Source organism: Kitasatospora sp. NPDC056076 (assembly GCF_042266305.1).
In the GTDB taxonomy this organism is placed as follows: domain Bacteria; phylum Actinomycetota; class Actinomycetes; order Streptomycetales; family Streptomycetaceae; genus Kitasatospora.
Window position 1 is genome coordinate 42,972 of record NZ_JBHJWG010000008.1, and the last position, 14,676, is coordinate 57,647.

Here is a 14,676-nt window from a genome sequence, read left to right on the forward strand (position 1 = left end):
GAAACGCGGCACATTCCCTCTCGCGCCGCCCTGCTGCGCCCCCGCAGACCGTCGGCCCGTCAGGCCGCCGCGTCCGACCCCTGGGCGGCCTTCTCGGCGGCCTTGGCCGCCAGTTCCTCGCGGTAGGCAGTCATCTCCTCGGGGCTCTTGCGTCCCTTGATCTCGTCGAAGGTGTACTTGAAGGTGCCCATCCGGGAGGTGTCCTTCTCCACGATGTGGCGCTGGTTGAACAGGTGCGGCCCCGTCAGCGAGACCTTGTTGACGCGCAGCACTTTCCACCACTGCCCGCGGGAGAGGAAGTAGTCGCCCTTCTCGAAGTCGTCCGGCCCCCAGACCTTGAAGCCCTTGGCCTCGGCCTCCTTGATGACGCCCTGCCAGTACTCGATCTGCTCCACGATCCGGGCCCGGCGCGGGGAGTCCTGGCCGCTCGGGTGGTTGCGGTCGAAGCCGCGCAGATCGGCCTCCAGGCCCTTGATACGGCGCAGGGTGCGCCCCGGGTTGCGGCGGAACTCCTCGAAGTGCTCGGCGGCGGCGGCGCGGCCGGCGTGGTAGGCCGCCTTGTCCTGCTCGTCGATCGAGCGGCGCATCGCGGCGTCGGAGCGGCCGATGGCCCGGCGGTGGCCGCGCTCGGAGTGGTGGCCGCGCAGGATCGGCTGGCCGGGTTCGATGCCGTCCAGGGCGCGGTGCGCGGCGCGGTGCGCGGCGGTGGAGCGGCCGGAGGCGTTGTCGGCCAGCTCGCTGTACCGCTCGGCGCGGCCGGCGGCGTTGTCGTAGCGCTCCTGCTCGGCGTCGGCGAAGGAGCGGGTCTGGGTGTTGTCGATCTGCACGTCGACAACGAAGCGGCCGGTGCCCTCGAGGAGGGCCTTGCACCGGTTGATCGCGTACTCGTTGGCCTCGTCGTCGTGGGAGCGGTAGATCCCGAACAGGCGGATGCTGCGCATGTAGCGGAACTCGGAGTAGTTGTTGCGCAGCAGCTCGAAGATGCCGTCGCCCTTGGAGGAGCCGGTCAGCAGGGTGCCGTCCTCCCAGGTGTGGGTGATCGTTATGCGCTTGCGGGTGTCCTCGGTGGTGGTCATGGTGGTGTTCCCCTTCACGATGTCGCCCGTTTGGCGATGAGCAAACGCTATCGATGGGGGGTGGGGAGGTCACTGGTGCGCAAGGTGATCCGCACCCTGGTGAAAACCTCCCGGAAGATGCCCGCGCGTGCGGACCGGAGACGAGGAACCAGGCCTCGCCGCAGTAGTCGCCTGGGACCGATCCCGCGCTGCGGGACGCCTGACGGCGCGTCTCTCCGATGGAGGAGCGATCCCCGTGCTGCGGGGCGCCGTCTCTCCGGGTTCTCCGGTCTCGGCGATAGAGGAGGGATCGCGCGCGGGCGCGAAGAGGACGCCGGACGTCGTTCTCGCCGGGACCGACCGGGGAATTCCCGCGCGTGCGGGCCGAAGGCGAGGAACCCGGCCTCGCTGACGTGGTCGCCTGGGACCGATCCCGCACGGTGCGGGGCGCCGAAAGCTGCGGTTCGTCGACCACCTGGAGCGCGTCCGATTCCCGCACGGTGCGGGAGGAGTGTCCGGTGAGAGGATCCCACCGCGGGGGATGTCCGCGCGTGCGGGCCCGGGGCGGCAGCGTGATCCGCACCGTGAACAGCTTGGCCAGATCCCGCATGTGCGGGACCAGTCGGGGCGCCGACGTCGGGAACGGCCGCTGCGAGAGCAGATTCCCGCGCCTGCGGGTTCATTCGGAAGGGCGCCGCCCTCACCCCGGACTCCCTGGCAGGATCCCCGCCGCTGCGGGACCGCCAGCACACAGGACGGGACGGTGCTGGTGGTGTTGATCCGATTCCCGCATCTGCGGGACCACTATGGCCATGTGCGCAGCAGTGGGGAGGCGCTGGGCGGATTCCGCGCCTGCGGAGCCGAACTGACCGCTCCCCGTTGGTAACTGGTGACCGAGGGAAGATCCCCGCGCTGCGGGACCAAAGCAGCAGCTCCGCCTTGTGGCGGCTGACGCTGCGGATCGATCCCGCGCCTGCGGGTCGGAGGGGCGCCCCGTCTTCACCGGCCGCTTGAACGACGACAGATTCCCGCGCGTGCGGGTCGGAACGGTCCCGCACCCAGGACCGGGGCCTTGCCATGGACAGATTCCCGCGCGTGCGGGTCGGAGGAAGGAAGCTGTTCCGCAATGAGGGAACGCACGGGCAGATTCCCGCACGCGCGTGCGGGTCGGACAGGAGGTCGGCCAGGGGGTGCAGGCCGATGTCAGGCAGATTCCCGCGCGTGCGGGTCGGAGACCGGCCCGTCCGAGGCGGGCTGCATCGAGCAGGGCAGATTCCCGCGCGTGCGGATCGGAGCGCTTCCGGCGCGAGGGCGCGCTCCTACGCAAGGGCAGATTCCCGCGCGTGCGGGTTGGAGTCCTGAATAGCCGTGGACCAGTGAGGAGAAGAAGCCAGATTCCCGCGCGTGCGGGTCGGAGTCATGGGTGCATCAAGAGGAGTCCGGCCACGAGGGCAGATTCCCGCGCGTGCGGGTCGGAGTCGACGATCTGTCCGGGCAGCAGTGACTTCTTGGGCAGATTCCCGCGCGTGCGGGTCGGAGACTTCCTGACCAGCAGGAGTCTGCTTCTGGAGGGACATTCTGCATCACGGGGGTCGATTGGCGCAGGGTGGCTGTCGCTGCTCATCCCCAGGGCAGAACGGTCTGGAGGGCATCGCCCAGGAGGGGGTGGTGCCCGTGCCAGCCGGGTTCGAGGAGCCAGACCAGCGGGTCGGTGACGGTGTCGGGGTCGAAGAGGTCGTGGCCGTCGAGGGTTTGGACGTTGTAGAAGATGCGGCTGCAGAGGTCGGTGGCGATCATGAAGTCGCCGACGAGGGCGACGACGATGACGTGCTCGCCGACCGAGGTCGCGAATCCGGCGAAAAGCGGGTCGTCGGCGAGGTGGACGGGGACGGCCTCGATGCCGTGGCGTTTCCACAGGTGGTCGGCGTAGCGGTGGCAGATGGCCAGGCAGCCCGCGGCCGGACCCTGCTCGGCCCATGTGTCGTCGGCGGCCGGCCAGCGGGCGAGCTGGGTGGCGTCGTGGTCCTCGGCGGTGAACTGGCGCGCGAGGTGGAGCAGGTGCTTGACGGCGTTCTCCGGCTTCATCACGACCGGCCATCCTCCCGAACGGCGAAGACCGGCCGCACCGTGGTGGTGCGGCCGGTCTCCACGATCGCGGCCGGCGGGGACAGCCCGGCGGCGGTCGGCGTGATGTCGGTCAGTCCCGGGCGGCGAGGCTCGCCCAGGGGGTGGTGCCGAACTTGCGGGTGAAGTCCTGGTCGGCGCGCGCCTGCACGGTCGGGGCGCCGTCGTGGAAGCGGGCGCAGGCCCACCGGAGAGCGGCCTGCCAGGTGGAGGCGTCGGGATCGGTGGACTCGCCCAGGGCGTCGGCGTACGCGCCGAGGATGATGTCGGCGCGCGGGGCGCGGTGCTGTCCGGGCCGGTCGATGCGGGTGGTGGGCTCGAAGTCGAGGCCGAGGGCTACCCGGGCCTGCTCGGGGGTGATCGGGTGGTGTTCGTCGGTGTCGACGGTGCGGCCATCGGCGATGTCGGCCAGGATGCGGCGGGCGATGTCGGCGGCGGTCTGCGGGGCGGGCTCGCTCATGCGGGTCTCCCGGATCAGGCGTGGAGGTCGGAAGGGTAGGCGGCGGGGTCGGCGAAGCTGCCGGGGAGCGGGCCGTCCGTACGGCAGTGCGCGCACCAGATGCGGCCGATCGGCTCCCAGAAGGAGCAGGTGCAGTCCGGGTCGTAGAAGCCGTCCGCGGGCGCTGTGCCGACGGACGGCTTCTCGGTGGTCGGGGTGTCGGTCACTCGTCGGGTGCCTTCCGGGTGTCGTTGAGGAGGACGGCGAGGGCGTGGCGCAGGGTGGCGCGGTCGCCGAGGGCCATCCGTTCGTGGTACTCGCCGTCCGCCAGGATGCGCAGGAACGAGACGGGGACGTGGCCCTGTTCGCCGACAGCGAGCCCATCCTGGTCGAAGTGCGGGATGGTCTCCACTTCGCGGGCGGCCTGATCGTAGGCGTTGGCCGCGATGAAGGTGAAGCGCTCCTCGGCGTACGGCGGGGCGGTGACGCGCAGGAACTCGGCGCGTTCGCGCAGGAAGTGGGCGGCGCCGCCGATGTTGAGGGGCTTGGGGGCGGTCATGGGGATGGGGGTCCTTCCGTGAGGTGGAGCGGTCGGGTTGCCGTCACGGTGGGTGCGGTCAGTTGTCGCATAGGACGGTGACGAAGTCGGTGAGGGCGGCGAAGGCGTCGCGGGCCCTGTCGGCGTCGCCGGGTTCGGCGTCGGGGCCCAGGAGGATGTCGGGCATCGAGATCTCGCCGTTGTGGAAGCGGACGAGCTTGCGCAGCAGCGGCGCCGGGTTGTCGGCGAGGCGGGGGTCGAAGGCTTCCAGGCGGCGCCAGATGGCGAGTTCGCGGGCGGTGTTCTGGTAGTGCTCGATGTCGTCGGAGGGCAGGGGTGTGGTGGACAGGAGGCGGTGGCCGATGTGTTCGGCGGCGGCTTCGGCGTTGGCGGCGCAGCGGTGGGCGAGGGCGAGGACGACCCTGGCGAGTTCGTTGATGGCGGGGTCGGTGTGGTCGATCGTGGTCATGCCGGCGGAACCTCCGTCATTTGATGTTGAGTAAATGCTATCACCGGGGAGGGTGGTGGCGTCAGGGTGTGCGCCACCCCGCGCCACCCCGCGCCCCACCGGTCACTCGAAGACCGGTTTCGCGATCGCCCACAGTGACCGGCCGCCGATCAGCGCCCGGTCGAGGTCGCGCCGGTAGGTGTCGACCGGCCCCGGGTCGTCGAAGACGTGGCCGGACTCCGGGAGTTGGGCCTTCCAGGTGCCCGGGGGCATGACGACGACGTGGACGGCGTGCTGGGCCATCGCGGCGGCCATCCACTCGGAGGTCACCGGGAAAGGTGGTTCGCAGGTGTAGGCGTTGACGGCGAACTCGCCCGCGAACTGGAGCTCGGCGAAGCGGCCGGCGCGCACGAGGACGACGCACGGGGCGCAGCGCATCGGCATCGGGGCGACGGTGAAGCCGCCGTCGATGGCCCGGCGCCGGACCTCCGGGTACCAGTCGGCGTCCGGCTGCATGACGAGTTCGGCGGTCGTGGCGGTGAAGGGCGACCGGGCGGTGGAAAAGGTCCACACGCGTTCCATGGGCTCGCTGATCTCACGGTTCATGACGTCTCCAACGAGAGGGCCTGTTCGGCGTGGCGCCGGCCGGCGTCGCGGGCGAGGAACCGATTGTCGGCCGCGCCGGATATGCCGCACGAGCAGTGCCAGGTGGAGGCGCCGTCGTGCAGGAGGCCGGCGCGGCGGCCGGGCTTGTTCAGGCCGGCCCCCGCGAGGCCGGCGTCGGCGGGGCGCACCCATCCCTTCGGGGCGGTGGTGCGCACCATGTGCCGCCCGCCGGGGGCGGCGAGGGCCCACAGCATCGTGTCGGTCAGGCGGGCGGCGTTCCAGGTGTCCCAGTCGGGTTCGCTGAGGGCCGCGCGGACGTACAGGGCGCCGTTGTCGGTGGCGTGGACGACGATGCTGCTCGGCGCGATCTCGGCGGTGGCGCCGGGGATCTTCCAGCGGGCACCGCGGTGGTCGAGGAGGGCCGGTTCGCGGTTGTCGGGGCGCATGCGGCACACGGTGTGGATGGAGGGCCCGTTGAGGTGTCCCGGCGGCCGGGTGCTGTTGTTGCGGTCGCGCGGCGGTGGCGCGCAGGCGATCAGGGCGGCGGCGATCGGGCCGAGGTGCTGCGCGGTGACGGCGGCTCCGACGGTCAGGAGGGCGAGGCGGCCGTGGTCGTCGTGCCGTACGCAGATGCGGTGCGGGGCGCGCCGGTGATCCATCCGGAGAACACCGTGAGTGACTGTCACTTCGCTGTGGGTTCCATCGAGAAGGTGTTCCATGGCGAGGCAGTGGTCCGGGGTGGCGCGGGTGTGCGAACCGGGTGCCGGATTATACGGCCGGCTCATGATTGCCATCCTTTCGTGTTCTTTTCGGCTAGACGTAATGCGATGCTGATTCACCGAATTACGGGGAAGGGGGATCCGTGATGCCTGCGTTTCGAAGGCTGACGGACCGACAAGCGGCGTCCATGCCAAAAGATCGGCTGCTCGACCGCATCGAGCGGGAACGTACCTACTGGCACCGGCGCCTGGGATACAGGCCTATCGGGAATTCCAACGTTGGGGACATGGACGACTACGGAGAGTTCAGACGGATTGTCTACACCCATCTCCTCGGGGCTGAAGAAGGGCCGCAGATGCAACGCTGCGTAGCCGATCTCTACGGATTTCCGCGAGGAATCGGCGGACGGATCTACGAACTCCCGGTGCGCCCCTGGGACGTCCGGCCGGACGCGCCCGAGGCCGGACCCGGTCACAGCCGGTAGGCGTCGCGACAGGATCCCCGGCGTTCCCGGCCCCCGCTCACCGCGACCGGCGCGGCCGGGCGGCCGAGGCGGCCGAGGTGGCAAGGCCGCTGCAAATCGATGCAACAGGGGTCGCGTCCAGCCCAAGGGGGGCGCGCGGAAGTTGTCATGACGAGGTTTCTCCCCACACTTTTGCAATCGCTTGTGGATGAGTAAAACCTATCGCCAGGGTGTGCCGAGGCACCCTGGCCACCAAGGTGACCTTCCTCCTACCCGACGCCGTCGCCGCGCGCCGTGATCCCGCGCCTGCGGGAAACCGCCGTTGGCCACCCATGGCCGAGCGTGAGCCGATCCCGCACCTGCGGGCAACACCGCCCGTACAGGACGTTCAGCACGTACAGGGACAGCCGATTCCCGCACCTGCGGGACCACGATCACCAGCTACCTGCTACGCGCTGGCGAGCACCCGATCCCCGCGACCGCCCTGCGGGGAGCACCCGCAGATCATCCCACCCGGACGCCCTTCTAGACTCCACCGGATACGCACCACCGAATCCCCGGGGGGAACCACCCATGGTCAAGGTCCAGACTGGCTGCCAGAACTGCACCTCCTGCCGCAACAGCCTCACCGCGGAGGCCCTGCGCAAGACCGGCCGCGCCCTGGCCGCCGTCTACACCCTCGGTGCCACCAAGCTGCTGCGCCGCACCTGCCGAGCGTGCGGGCACCCGACGAGCATCCACCGCTGAGCCCCGCGCGTCACCCGGCCGGCCGCCTCTGAGCGGCCCCGCGGCCGGGCAGGATCACCGCATGAACACCGGCGTTCCCGCCCCCAAGCCCCCGGCCGTCCCGAAGCCGCCCGCGGCCCCGAAGGTGAACCTGCAGAAAGCGCCGGCCGCTCCGAAGGCACCGGCGGCGCCGAAGGCCCCCGCCATGCCGAAGATCCCCGTCGCCGTACGGCCGGCCTGCCAACCGCCCACCATGGTCGTCGTCCACGAGCCGGCCGCCGTCAGTCCCTGGCTCGTCTCCTACACCGCCGCCCAGGCACTCCCCCGCCACCCGGGAGACCGTGACGACGACCGCACGTGGCCGATCGCGGGCGTCGTCGCCCTGCTCCTGGTCCTCGCCGTCGCCGCCGCGGCCGCCGTGTGGGCGCTGCGCCGGCACTGACCTCCCTGCCGTGATGCCCGCGCGGTGCGGGCCTGCGGCGAGCCCGAGAAGGCTCGACTTCCCGCCCCCAGACCGATGCCCGCGCTGCGGGCCCCGGCGCCGGTGCCCACCATGCGGGACAGCAGCAGCGTCCGATCCTCGCGGCTGCGGGAGCGCGAGGACGTTCTCCCCGGCGATGCGGCGCATCGACGGAGGATTCCCGCGTCTGCGGGCGGCTGCCGGGCCCGGACGGACTCGACACGGCGGTGCTCGGCCCGATCCCCGCGGCTGCGGGCCCCGATGCCGGCGCACACCAGCCTCCCCGCAGACGGACTCCTCCCGGGCGGCGCGCCGGCCGGAGACCACGGTGCTGCTGAGCCTCTACGAGGCCCGATCTTCGCGCGGTGCGAAGCGGATACCGCCTCCAGGAACCTGGTGTTGCCCGACTCGGGCCGATCCCCGCGCCTGCGGGACCCCTACAGTCCACCCCGGGGGGCGATTTCGAGCTGAGAAGATCCCCGCGCCTGCGGGGAGCCGGGCCAAGAGCCGTGAAGTCGCGCGGCTCAACCCTCGGAGAATCCCGCATGGTGCGGCCCGTGCCACCGCTCCCCGAGCAGGGACGATCCGGCAGCAGGTGCTGATGCTATCGGGCACCCGGGTGCGCGCCGAGACCTTTGAGGATCTTCACCGCCGCACCGACCGGGCCCGGCCGGCGCACGGCGGCGAGCTGCCCGTCGATCGTCGGCAGGCCGCCGTTGACGATCGGCTCCTTGTCCTCGACGACCTTCTTGCCGGCCAGACGCGCGGTGAGATCCCGGGTGAGGGCCGCGCGCTGCACACGCTCGGCGGCCTTCGAGGCCTCCTCGGCGGCCAGGTCCACCTGCGCCAGGCGCACCGCGCACGCCACATCGACGAGCAGCCCGAGACGGCGCAGCGCCGGGCCGGCGACCGCGCGGCCGTCCTCGGGAGGCAGCATCTCGTCGAACGCAGCGACGACCTGATCGTCCAACTCCGCGAGGTCATCGCCCGGGTTGGCGCCGATCAGCTTGCGCACGGCCTTGACCCGGCAGTCCGTCACGTCCTGGCCGGTGCCCGTGCACGCGGTGGTGGCGGAGATCAGGTCGTCGAGGGTGAGCGCCATGGTCAGGTCGTCTCCGTGGTCAGCGGGGCGGCAGCGGCGCCAGCAGGTGGCGCAGGTTCATCGCGGACGTGCGCGGCGTGGCCGGGACGGCGGCGGCGGGGGCCGGCTCGTCGCCGTCCTCGGGAGCCGTGGCCCACGGGCGCGGGGCGAGGGCGTTGAGGATCGTGGCGGCCGGCCGGTCCACGGCCGGGACCACGTGCACGGGCGACCCGGTGGCCGGGAGCGCGGACGGGTCGGGGGCGAGGAGCCTGCGCAGCCGGGCCGCGGCTGGGGCCGGACGCTGCGCGGCGGCGGTGAGCGCCGTGGGCGCCGGCATGGGCGAGTCCAGGGCGTCGTCGTCCGGATGCACGGTGAGGGCTTCGAGGCGGAACGCCGGCCGGGCCCCGGCGCCGCGGCCGCCGGGGCCGGGGGGCGCCGCCAGCCCCATGCCGTCCGGCACCGGGGTGAGGTGGCGGGCGAGGTGGCGGCGCGGGTCCGGGCGCTGTGGGCGCCGGGCCGGTTCCCAGGCGTCGGTGATCCCCCGCATCCGCTCCCACTCCGGCAGGTCCGCGAGGTAGGTGTCGAGGACCTGTTCGGTGTGCGGGTCGCAGGGCACCGTGCGGGCCTGCTCGACCTCGAGGAAGCAGCTCTCGGTGAACCCGAACGCGGGGGTGACGGGCCCTTCGGCGTCCGTGTGCCAGGACACGGCGAACACGGCCAGCTGCGCCAGCGGCGCGGGGAGCCCTTCCAGCTGGAACAGCTCCGTCACGTCGGTGTCGTCCACGACACCGCGCATCGTCTCGCGGATCAGGCGCAGCGCGGTGTGCGTGGGCAGCTCCCTGCCGCGCAGCGGGGCGGTGAGGACCATCCACCGGGCCCGGCGGCCGGCCGCACGGTAGGGGCGGTGCAGGAGTACCTGACCGTGCTGGTTGGTGACCACCACGGCGACGCCCTGGCCGGTGGACCGGTCGAGCGGAACGCTGGGGAAGGAGTACACGCTCACGGTTCCAGCGTAGGGACGAGCGCGTCTGCTGTCCGGCTGACGCACCCGGACAGCCCGTTCCAGAGACCAGAGGCGCCCCAGCCCCGCCGCGGTTGCCTTCGTGAGGCAGAATGCTGTCCGTGCCAGAGAACACCGCTGGTCACGAAGCATCGAACCCGCAGGCGCGGGGATTGGTCCAGGACGGCCACGTCCTGGACCTCGCTGTTGCGATCGAACCCGCAGGCGCGGGGATTGGTCGAAGACGGAGCGCGGCGGCGCCACCAGGAACCGATCGAACCCGCAGGCGCGGGGATTGGTCCGGCAACGTGGGATCAGGGTCCAGTCGAGGCTGATCGAACCCGCAGGCGCGGGGATTGGTCCCTCCTGGAGGCCTGCAGCTTGGTCGCCCGTCTATCGAACCCGCAGGCGCGGGGATTGGTCCTCGCGGCTCGTGTCGAGGCCGTACGCTACGCCATCGAACCCGCAGGCGCGGGGATCACCCCGAACAGGCCATGACGGGCCCCACCGTGGACCCGTCGAGCCCGCAGGCGCGGGGATCGCTCTCTGGAGGAAGTACGGGCGAACAGCCAGCCCGAGTCGAACCCGCAGCCGCGGGGATCGCTCCCAGCATGTTCGGGACGCCGCCAAGCGGGAGCCGTCGAACCCGCAGGCGCGGGATTACCCCGACGCGGTCGCGGTAGAGATGGAGAGCGCGGTGTCGAACCCGCAGACGCGGAATCAGCCGTACCAGCAACGAGCCGGACGCCCTGGCTGTCGCCGCTTCCGCAGCAGCGGAGATCACTCCACCCATCTCACCCAATGAGCTGTGCGCGATCGCTGCGCACCCGCAGCGGCGGGGATTGGTCGTTCTCGATGGCGCCCGTCACGACCGTCATCTTGGTCCCGCAGGTGCGGGGATCGGTCCTGGTAGGCGAGAGGCGCCGCCTGCGGGTGGAGTTGCTTCTCGCAGGTGCGAGACTCGTGTCCTCTTGACGCACGAGGAGGTCAAGGCCCGCAGGCGCGGGATCGCCGCAAGTACCGGCCCGCGCGTGGCTCGTGCAGCGCGGTACCGGTCCGCAGCGGCGGAATCACCTGTCACGAAGCGTTCGTTGGCGATCGCGGGCATGCTGGTCCCCTCGTGGGGATCGTCCGGGCCCCGTCGATGTCGGAATTCGGGCTCTTGGGTGTGCGCCCCGCAGGTGCGGGGATCGAGCGTTCGCGTGCAGGACGCCGTAGCCGGTCCACGGCTGGTTGACCCGCAGTGCGGGATCGGCTCCAGATTGTCTTGCCGCGATTGCGCGGATCGACGGGACCCGCAGCGCGGGATCGAAGGGGGCGCCCCGCCGGACCGCCCGCGAGCACTCACAACTCCTCGTCGTCGTCCTCGTCGTCCTCAAGCAGCTCGTTCTCCTCTTCGAGGAGGTCGGCCTCGTCGTCCAGGCCGAACGCGTGCAGCATCTCCACCACCTCGGCGGCGTCGCCGTCGGCCAGCTCCACCAGGTCGTCCACCGCGGCGGGCGGGATCTCCTCGTGCTCTTCGGAGGCCATGCCTCCAGAATGGCGCCGCACCACCGCGGCAGCATCCGCGCCACAAGATCATTCTCCGTTAACCGGCACGGTGCGCGGATCAGAAGCAGTGGCCGCTCACGGTGAGAGGCGGCGGGTTCTCGACGACCTGGAGCCGGTAGTGGCTGTCCGGCTCGATCGGAGTCCTCAGCGTGCTCGGTTCGCCCCGGGGGCCGCTTTCGACGGGGTAAGGGCCGCGGCCCCACCGGTTGGGGAGCAGGGTGTCGGCGTAGATCCGCAGGCGCCCGTAGTGGAGCTCGACATCGGGCGCGGCCAGGCGCGGGGCGACGAGGTAGGTCCAGAGACCGGTCTCGGCGGGGTCGGGGGCCGGCGCCCACAGCTCGCACGCGAAGTCGGCGGCCGGGAGCTGGTCGTGGTACGGGATCGTCAGGCCGATCGTGGCGTGGTGGACACCGGCCGCGGTGATCAGGTCCCCGGGGGTCGCAGCCGCCGGCAGCACAGGCATCGCGTGCTCGATCGACGCCCACCACGGGTCGAGAAGCGGGCGCCGGTTATGGGTGTCGGTCGGCGGCGGGATCTCGATCAGCACGGGATCGGGGTCGGCCGGGGGCGCGAGGTCGGGCCCGAGCACGGTGAGGCGCACCAGCAGGGGGCGGAAGGCGGGGCCGGTGATCAGCTCCCAGCCACCGAACGGTTGGACCATGATCGCCAGCGTAGCGAGGCGGCGGGACAGCAGGGTCGGGACCAGTTGGTCCCGACCCGAGTCCGCGCTGCGGGTTTGGCTGGTTACCGGTGTAGGGAATGTGAACACGCGTACGCCGAAGGGCCGGTTCCTCCCTGCTATGGACGGGGAGGAACCGGCCCTTGGCGTTGCGGATACCGGTCAGATCAGGCCGCGCCTGACCCCTTCGGTGAAAGCCGCCCACTCGGCGGCGTTGTACCGCAGCGGCTCGATGTCCGGCCGCTTCGGGTCGACGATCGCGCGCGCTCCCTCGGGGAGCAGCACGATCTCCACGTAGTCGTCGCCGGTGCCGCGCGGGGAACGCCAGCGCGGGAACTGGGACAGGTCCAGGGCGTACAGCTCCGCCTTCTCGGCTGCTCTGGCCTCGACCTCGGTGCTCAAAACGCGTCTCCTTCCAGGTACTTCGCTCAGATGAGCCCGTCGCGGATGGCGTCCTCCAGCGCGTCCCAGGCCGCCGCGCCGAAGCGCAGCGAGGGCCGGCTGAGGTCCTTGGAGTCGTAGACGACCCGGCCGCCGCCCGGCAGGTCCTTCAACTCCACGCAGGAGTCGTTGTTAGTGCTGAGGGGGGACTTGTAGCGGGTCAGGCCGGTCACGTCGATCGCATACAGGGCGGTCGTCGTCTCGGCGTGCTCGGTGGTCACTTGAGCCCTTTCATGTGGTGCCTGATGAGATCCCGCGATCGGTCCGCGGGAAGCGCTGCGGCCATGATCAGCTCGAAGTTCTTCAGGAAGCGTTCGGACTCAGCATCCGAGCCTTCCAGCTGGCGGCTCTCGCCACCAGCTTCGATTGAGACGAGCGTTGGCCATGGCCTGGGGTATTTGAGGATCGAGAGGTTTCCCTCCGCGCCGGGGTGCGGACCGGCATCGAGCGGCATGACTTGGAGGTTCACGTGTGGAAGCTCGCTGACATCGATCAACCGTAGAAGCTGCTCGCGCATCACGGTGGGGTGCGGGGTGAACTTCTGCATCAGTAGTGCCTCGTGGATGACGAACATGCACTCTGGTGGGTTGTTCGGTCGCGTGAGTACTGCCTGGCGTCCCATTCGGACGTCCACGATGCCCGGATGCCGCTCCTTTGGGATGCGCGTGGCGGTTGCTGTCGTGATCTCGCGAGCGTAGGCGCCGGTCTGTAGCAGCCCAGGGAGCACCGTGGCGTAGTAGTGCCTCATCACAAGCGCTTCTTCTTCGGCATCGATGAGGACTTCAAGCGGCTTCGGAACGATCCCGTCGTAGGTGCTCCACCACCCGGTCTTGCCGGCGTTGCGGGCCAAGATCTCCATCTCGGTGACGATCTCGGGATCGGTCACCCCGCAGTGCGCGAGGAAGCGGGTCGTGTCGAGACCGTGGATCCGAGCGGTGGCGTTCTCGATGCGGGAGACCTTCGGACCGTCCCACTTCGCGCCCATGAGGCCGGCCATGTGGTCGAGGCTCAGCTTGGCCTCATTGCGGTACTTGCGGAGTTCCTTGCCAAGACGACGGCGGCGAGCTGTCGGGATGGCGCGCTTGTTGGGCATCGGGTGCTGTCCCCTCCTCGCTAGGTGTCGCGAGCGTACCTGTAGGTGCAGTTTGGCACCCAGTGGGTGCGCGGATCCGTAGAACGTTTGTTTTCGAATATGCCAGTCCCGGTCACAAGCTTGCCAGTTGGACCTACAGGGGAGCACTCTGTTCCCAACACACCGTGACGGCTCGTCACTTCCCTGTGGTGGGCGCCGGTTGGGGTTTGCTCGGCGGTCTTGCGTGTCCCGGATCAGGCATGACGTTCCCCGGCGATACGCGTGAACCGGATTTACGCAGTTCACGACGCTTCCCGGAGTCCCACATGCCCCTGACTCTGCGGCCGTCCATCGGCGGCCCGTGCCGGAAACCGGCCTGGTTCGACACGTACGTCCCCGACCCGCTCAGGGCCGGCAGACGGGCGAAAGTACTGACGGGAGTCGCACAGGCGCGCCATCGGCGCCCCAACGGCCTCTCCCAGCAAGCAGGTTGGCGGGTCGGACGATGACAACGCAGCCGTTGATGTTGTGGGACCTGCCCCAGGAGAGCTGGACCGTCGAGCCGGTGCCGCAGAGCGCCGGCATCGCGCGGCGCCGGGCCCTGCGGGCGGCGCGGCTGTGGTGTCCGCTGCCGCTGACCGAGCCGTACGAGGACCGCATCATGCTCGTCATCAGCGAGTTGGTGACGAACGCCGTCCGTCACGCCGGGGACGCCGGGCCGATTACGGTCTCGCTCTGGCTGACGCCGCGCGGCAACTTCGCCGTGGTGGTCAGCGATGGCTCGTCGCAGCCGCCGGTGTGGCGCAAGCCGGGCGCCGACGAGGAGTCCGGGCGCGGCCTGGCGCTGGTGGCGAAGTCGTCGATCGCCTGGGAGTGGCGCCGGCGCAGCGGCGGCGGCAAGTCGGTGCACGCGACGCTTCCGCTTCCCGGCTCGCTGACCGTCGCCGAGCGGGCCAAGGCCACGGCCGCGGCCGCGCGCCGTACGGTGCCGGGGCTTCCGGTCGCCCGGCCGCGGCAGCTGTTCCAGCTGCCGATCCAGGGCGTCGCCTGACGCGGCCCCTCCTTGTTCTCCGTCCCGGGCAGCCTCCCCCCGTAGGCGCCCGGGACGGATCCGGCGCCGGCCAGTTCCACGACCGTGGAGAAACCGGCGTCACCTCCCCCTCTGGTCCTGCCGGGCCGTGCGAGCGGTCCGGCCCGGCAGGACCAGGCCTCCTGGCGGTCTCCCTCCTCCTCCCTTCCGTGGAGGCCGCCGGGCCAGGTCCCGGTGCCGGCC

General features: G+C 70.9%; 18 protein-coding genes and 2 CRISPR repeat arrays. Of the genes, 3 read left to right on the forward strand and 15 right to left on the reverse strand.

Going from position 1 to position 14,676, the window contains the following annotated elements:
• Window positions 1-59: 59 nt before the first annotated feature.
• The 8 genes from ACFC1T_RS08845 to ACFC1T_RS08880 all read right to left on the reverse strand — a co-directional run bounded on the left by ACFC1T_RS08845 (window position 60) and on the right by ACFC1T_RS08880 (window position 5,869).
• Complete coding sequence (locus ACFC1T_RS08845; protein ID WP_375885409.1) at window positions 60-1,076, reverse strand: DUF3560 domain-containing protein; 1,017 nt, start codon at window positions 1,074-1,076, stop codon at window positions 60-62.
• 823 nt (window positions 1,077-1,899) lie between these two features.
• A CRISPR array of direct repeats spans window positions 1,900-2,593; the repeat unit is 25 nt; unit sequence CAGATTCCCGCGCGTGCGGGTCGGA.
• Window positions 2,594-2,675: 82 nt separating this feature from the next.
• Window positions 2,676-3,143 (reverse strand): hypothetical protein, encoded by a 468-nt coding sequence (locus ACFC1T_RS08850; RefSeq protein WP_375885411.1) that lies wholly within the window; start codon window positions 3,141-3,143, stop codon window positions 2,676-2,678.
• Window positions 3,144-3,252: 109 nt separating this feature from the next.
• Window positions 3,253-3,639: a hypothetical protein gene (locus ACFC1T_RS08855; protein WP_375885413.1), complete on the reverse strand. Its 387-nt coding sequence runs from the start codon at window positions 3,637-3,639 to the stop codon at window positions 3,253-3,255.
• Between the two features lie 14 nt (window positions 3,640-3,653).
• The gene (locus tag ACFC1T_RS08860) at window positions 3,654-3,845 is read right to left on the reverse strand and encodes a hypothetical protein (RefSeq protein ID WP_375885414.1); all 192 of its coding nucleotides are present in this window, start codon (window positions 3,843-3,845) and stop codon (window positions 3,654-3,656) included.
• Window positions 3,842-4,177 (reverse strand): hypothetical protein, encoded by a 336-nt coding sequence (locus tag ACFC1T_RS08865; protein WP_375885415.1) that lies wholly within the window; start codon window positions 4,175-4,177, stop codon window positions 3,842-3,844. Before ACFC1T_RS08865 ends, ACFC1T_RS08860 begins: the two co-directional genes overlap by 4 nt.
• Before the next feature lie 58 nt (window positions 4,178-4,235).
• Window positions 4,236-4,625 carry a hypothetical protein gene (locus ACFC1T_RS08870; RefSeq protein ID WP_375885417.1) on the reverse strand — a complete coding sequence of 130 codons (390 nt, stop codon included), beginning with the start codon at window positions 4,623-4,625 and terminating at the stop codon, window positions 4,236-4,238.
• 102 nt (window positions 4,626-4,727) lie between these two features.
• Complete coding sequence (locus tag ACFC1T_RS08875) at window positions 4,728-5,210, reverse strand: hypothetical protein (protein ID WP_375885419.1); 483 nt, start codon at window positions 5,208-5,210, stop codon at window positions 4,728-4,730.
• Complete coding sequence (locus ACFC1T_RS08880) at window positions 5,207-5,869, reverse strand: hypothetical protein (protein WP_375885422.1); 663 nt, start codon at window positions 5,867-5,869, stop codon at window positions 5,207-5,209. The genes ACFC1T_RS08875 and ACFC1T_RS08880 overlap by 4 nt, the downstream gene beginning before the upstream one ends.
• A 1,097-nt stretch (window positions 5,870-6,966) precedes the next feature.
• On the opposite strand from ACFC1T_RS08880, the gene ACFC1T_RS08885 reads away from it, so the two are divergent.
• Together ACFC1T_RS08885 and ACFC1T_RS08890 are read left to right on the forward strand one after the other, a co-directional pair.
• Window positions 6,967-7,140, forward strand: a complete 174-nt coding sequence (locus tag ACFC1T_RS08885) for a hypothetical protein (RefSeq protein ID WP_375885425.1) — start codon at window positions 6,967-6,969, stop codon at window positions 7,138-7,140.
• A 61-nt stretch (window positions 7,141-7,201) separates the two neighbouring features.
• Window positions 7,202-7,561 carry a hypothetical protein gene (locus ACFC1T_RS08890; RefSeq protein WP_375885426.1) on the forward strand — a complete coding sequence of 120 codons (360 nt, stop codon included), beginning with the start codon at window positions 7,202-7,204 and terminating at the stop codon, window positions 7,559-7,561.
• 622 nt (window positions 7,562-8,183) lie between these two features.
• Here the strand turns inward: ACFC1T_RS08890 and ACFC1T_RS08895 are convergent.
• From ACFC1T_RS08895 to ACFC1T_RS08925, 7 genes are all read right to left on the reverse strand, one after another.
• A complete protein-coding gene (locus ACFC1T_RS08895) occupies window positions 8,184-8,681 on the reverse strand; it encodes a hypothetical protein (RefSeq protein WP_375885429.1) in 498 nt (165 codons plus the stop codon).
• A gap of 19 nt (window positions 8,682-8,700) precedes the next feature.
• Window positions 8,701-9,663 (reverse strand): hypothetical protein, encoded by a 963-nt coding sequence (locus tag ACFC1T_RS08900; RefSeq protein WP_375885432.1) that lies wholly within the window; start codon window positions 9,661-9,663, stop codon window positions 8,701-8,703.
• A gap of 149 nt (window positions 9,664-9,812) precedes the next feature.
• Window positions 9,813-10,387: direct repeats of the CRISPR family, unit length 22 nt; unit sequence TCGAACCCGCAGGCGCGGGGAT.
• A 617-nt stretch (window positions 10,388-11,004) separates the two neighbouring features.
• Entirely contained in the window at window positions 11,005-11,190 is a 186-nt protein-coding gene (locus ACFC1T_RS08905) for a hypothetical protein (RefSeq protein WP_375885435.1), read from the reverse strand.
• A 79-nt stretch (window positions 11,191-11,269) separates the two neighbouring features.
• A complete protein-coding gene (locus ACFC1T_RS08910) occupies window positions 11,270-11,872 on the reverse strand; it encodes a hypothetical protein (protein WP_375885436.1) in 603 nt (200 codons plus the stop codon).
• 180 nt (window positions 11,873-12,052) lie between these two features.
• Complete coding sequence (locus tag ACFC1T_RS08915; RefSeq protein ID WP_375885439.1) at window positions 12,053-12,292, reverse strand: DUF397 domain-containing protein; 240 nt, start codon at window positions 12,290-12,292, stop codon at window positions 12,053-12,055.
• Between the two features lie 26 nt (window positions 12,293-12,318).
• Window positions 12,319-12,552 carry a DUF397 domain-containing protein gene (locus ACFC1T_RS08920; RefSeq protein WP_375885441.1) on the reverse strand — a complete coding sequence of 78 codons (234 nt, stop codon included), beginning with the start codon at window positions 12,550-12,552 and terminating at the stop codon, window positions 12,319-12,321.
• Window positions 12,549-13,424: a helix-turn-helix domain-containing protein gene (locus ACFC1T_RS08925; RefSeq protein WP_375885443.1), complete on the reverse strand. Its 876-nt coding sequence runs from the start codon at window positions 13,422-13,424 to the stop codon at window positions 12,549-12,551. The genes ACFC1T_RS08920 and ACFC1T_RS08925 overlap by 4 nt, the downstream gene beginning before the upstream one ends.
• A 502-nt stretch (window positions 13,425-13,926) precedes the next feature.
• On the opposite strand from ACFC1T_RS08925, the gene ACFC1T_RS08930 reads away from it, so the two are divergent.
• Complete coding sequence (locus ACFC1T_RS08930; RefSeq protein WP_375885820.1) at window positions 13,927-14,454, forward strand: ATP-binding protein; 528 nt, start codon at window positions 13,927-13,929, stop codon at window positions 14,452-14,454.
• The last annotated feature ends 222 nt before the right edge of the window (window positions 14,455-14,676 follow it).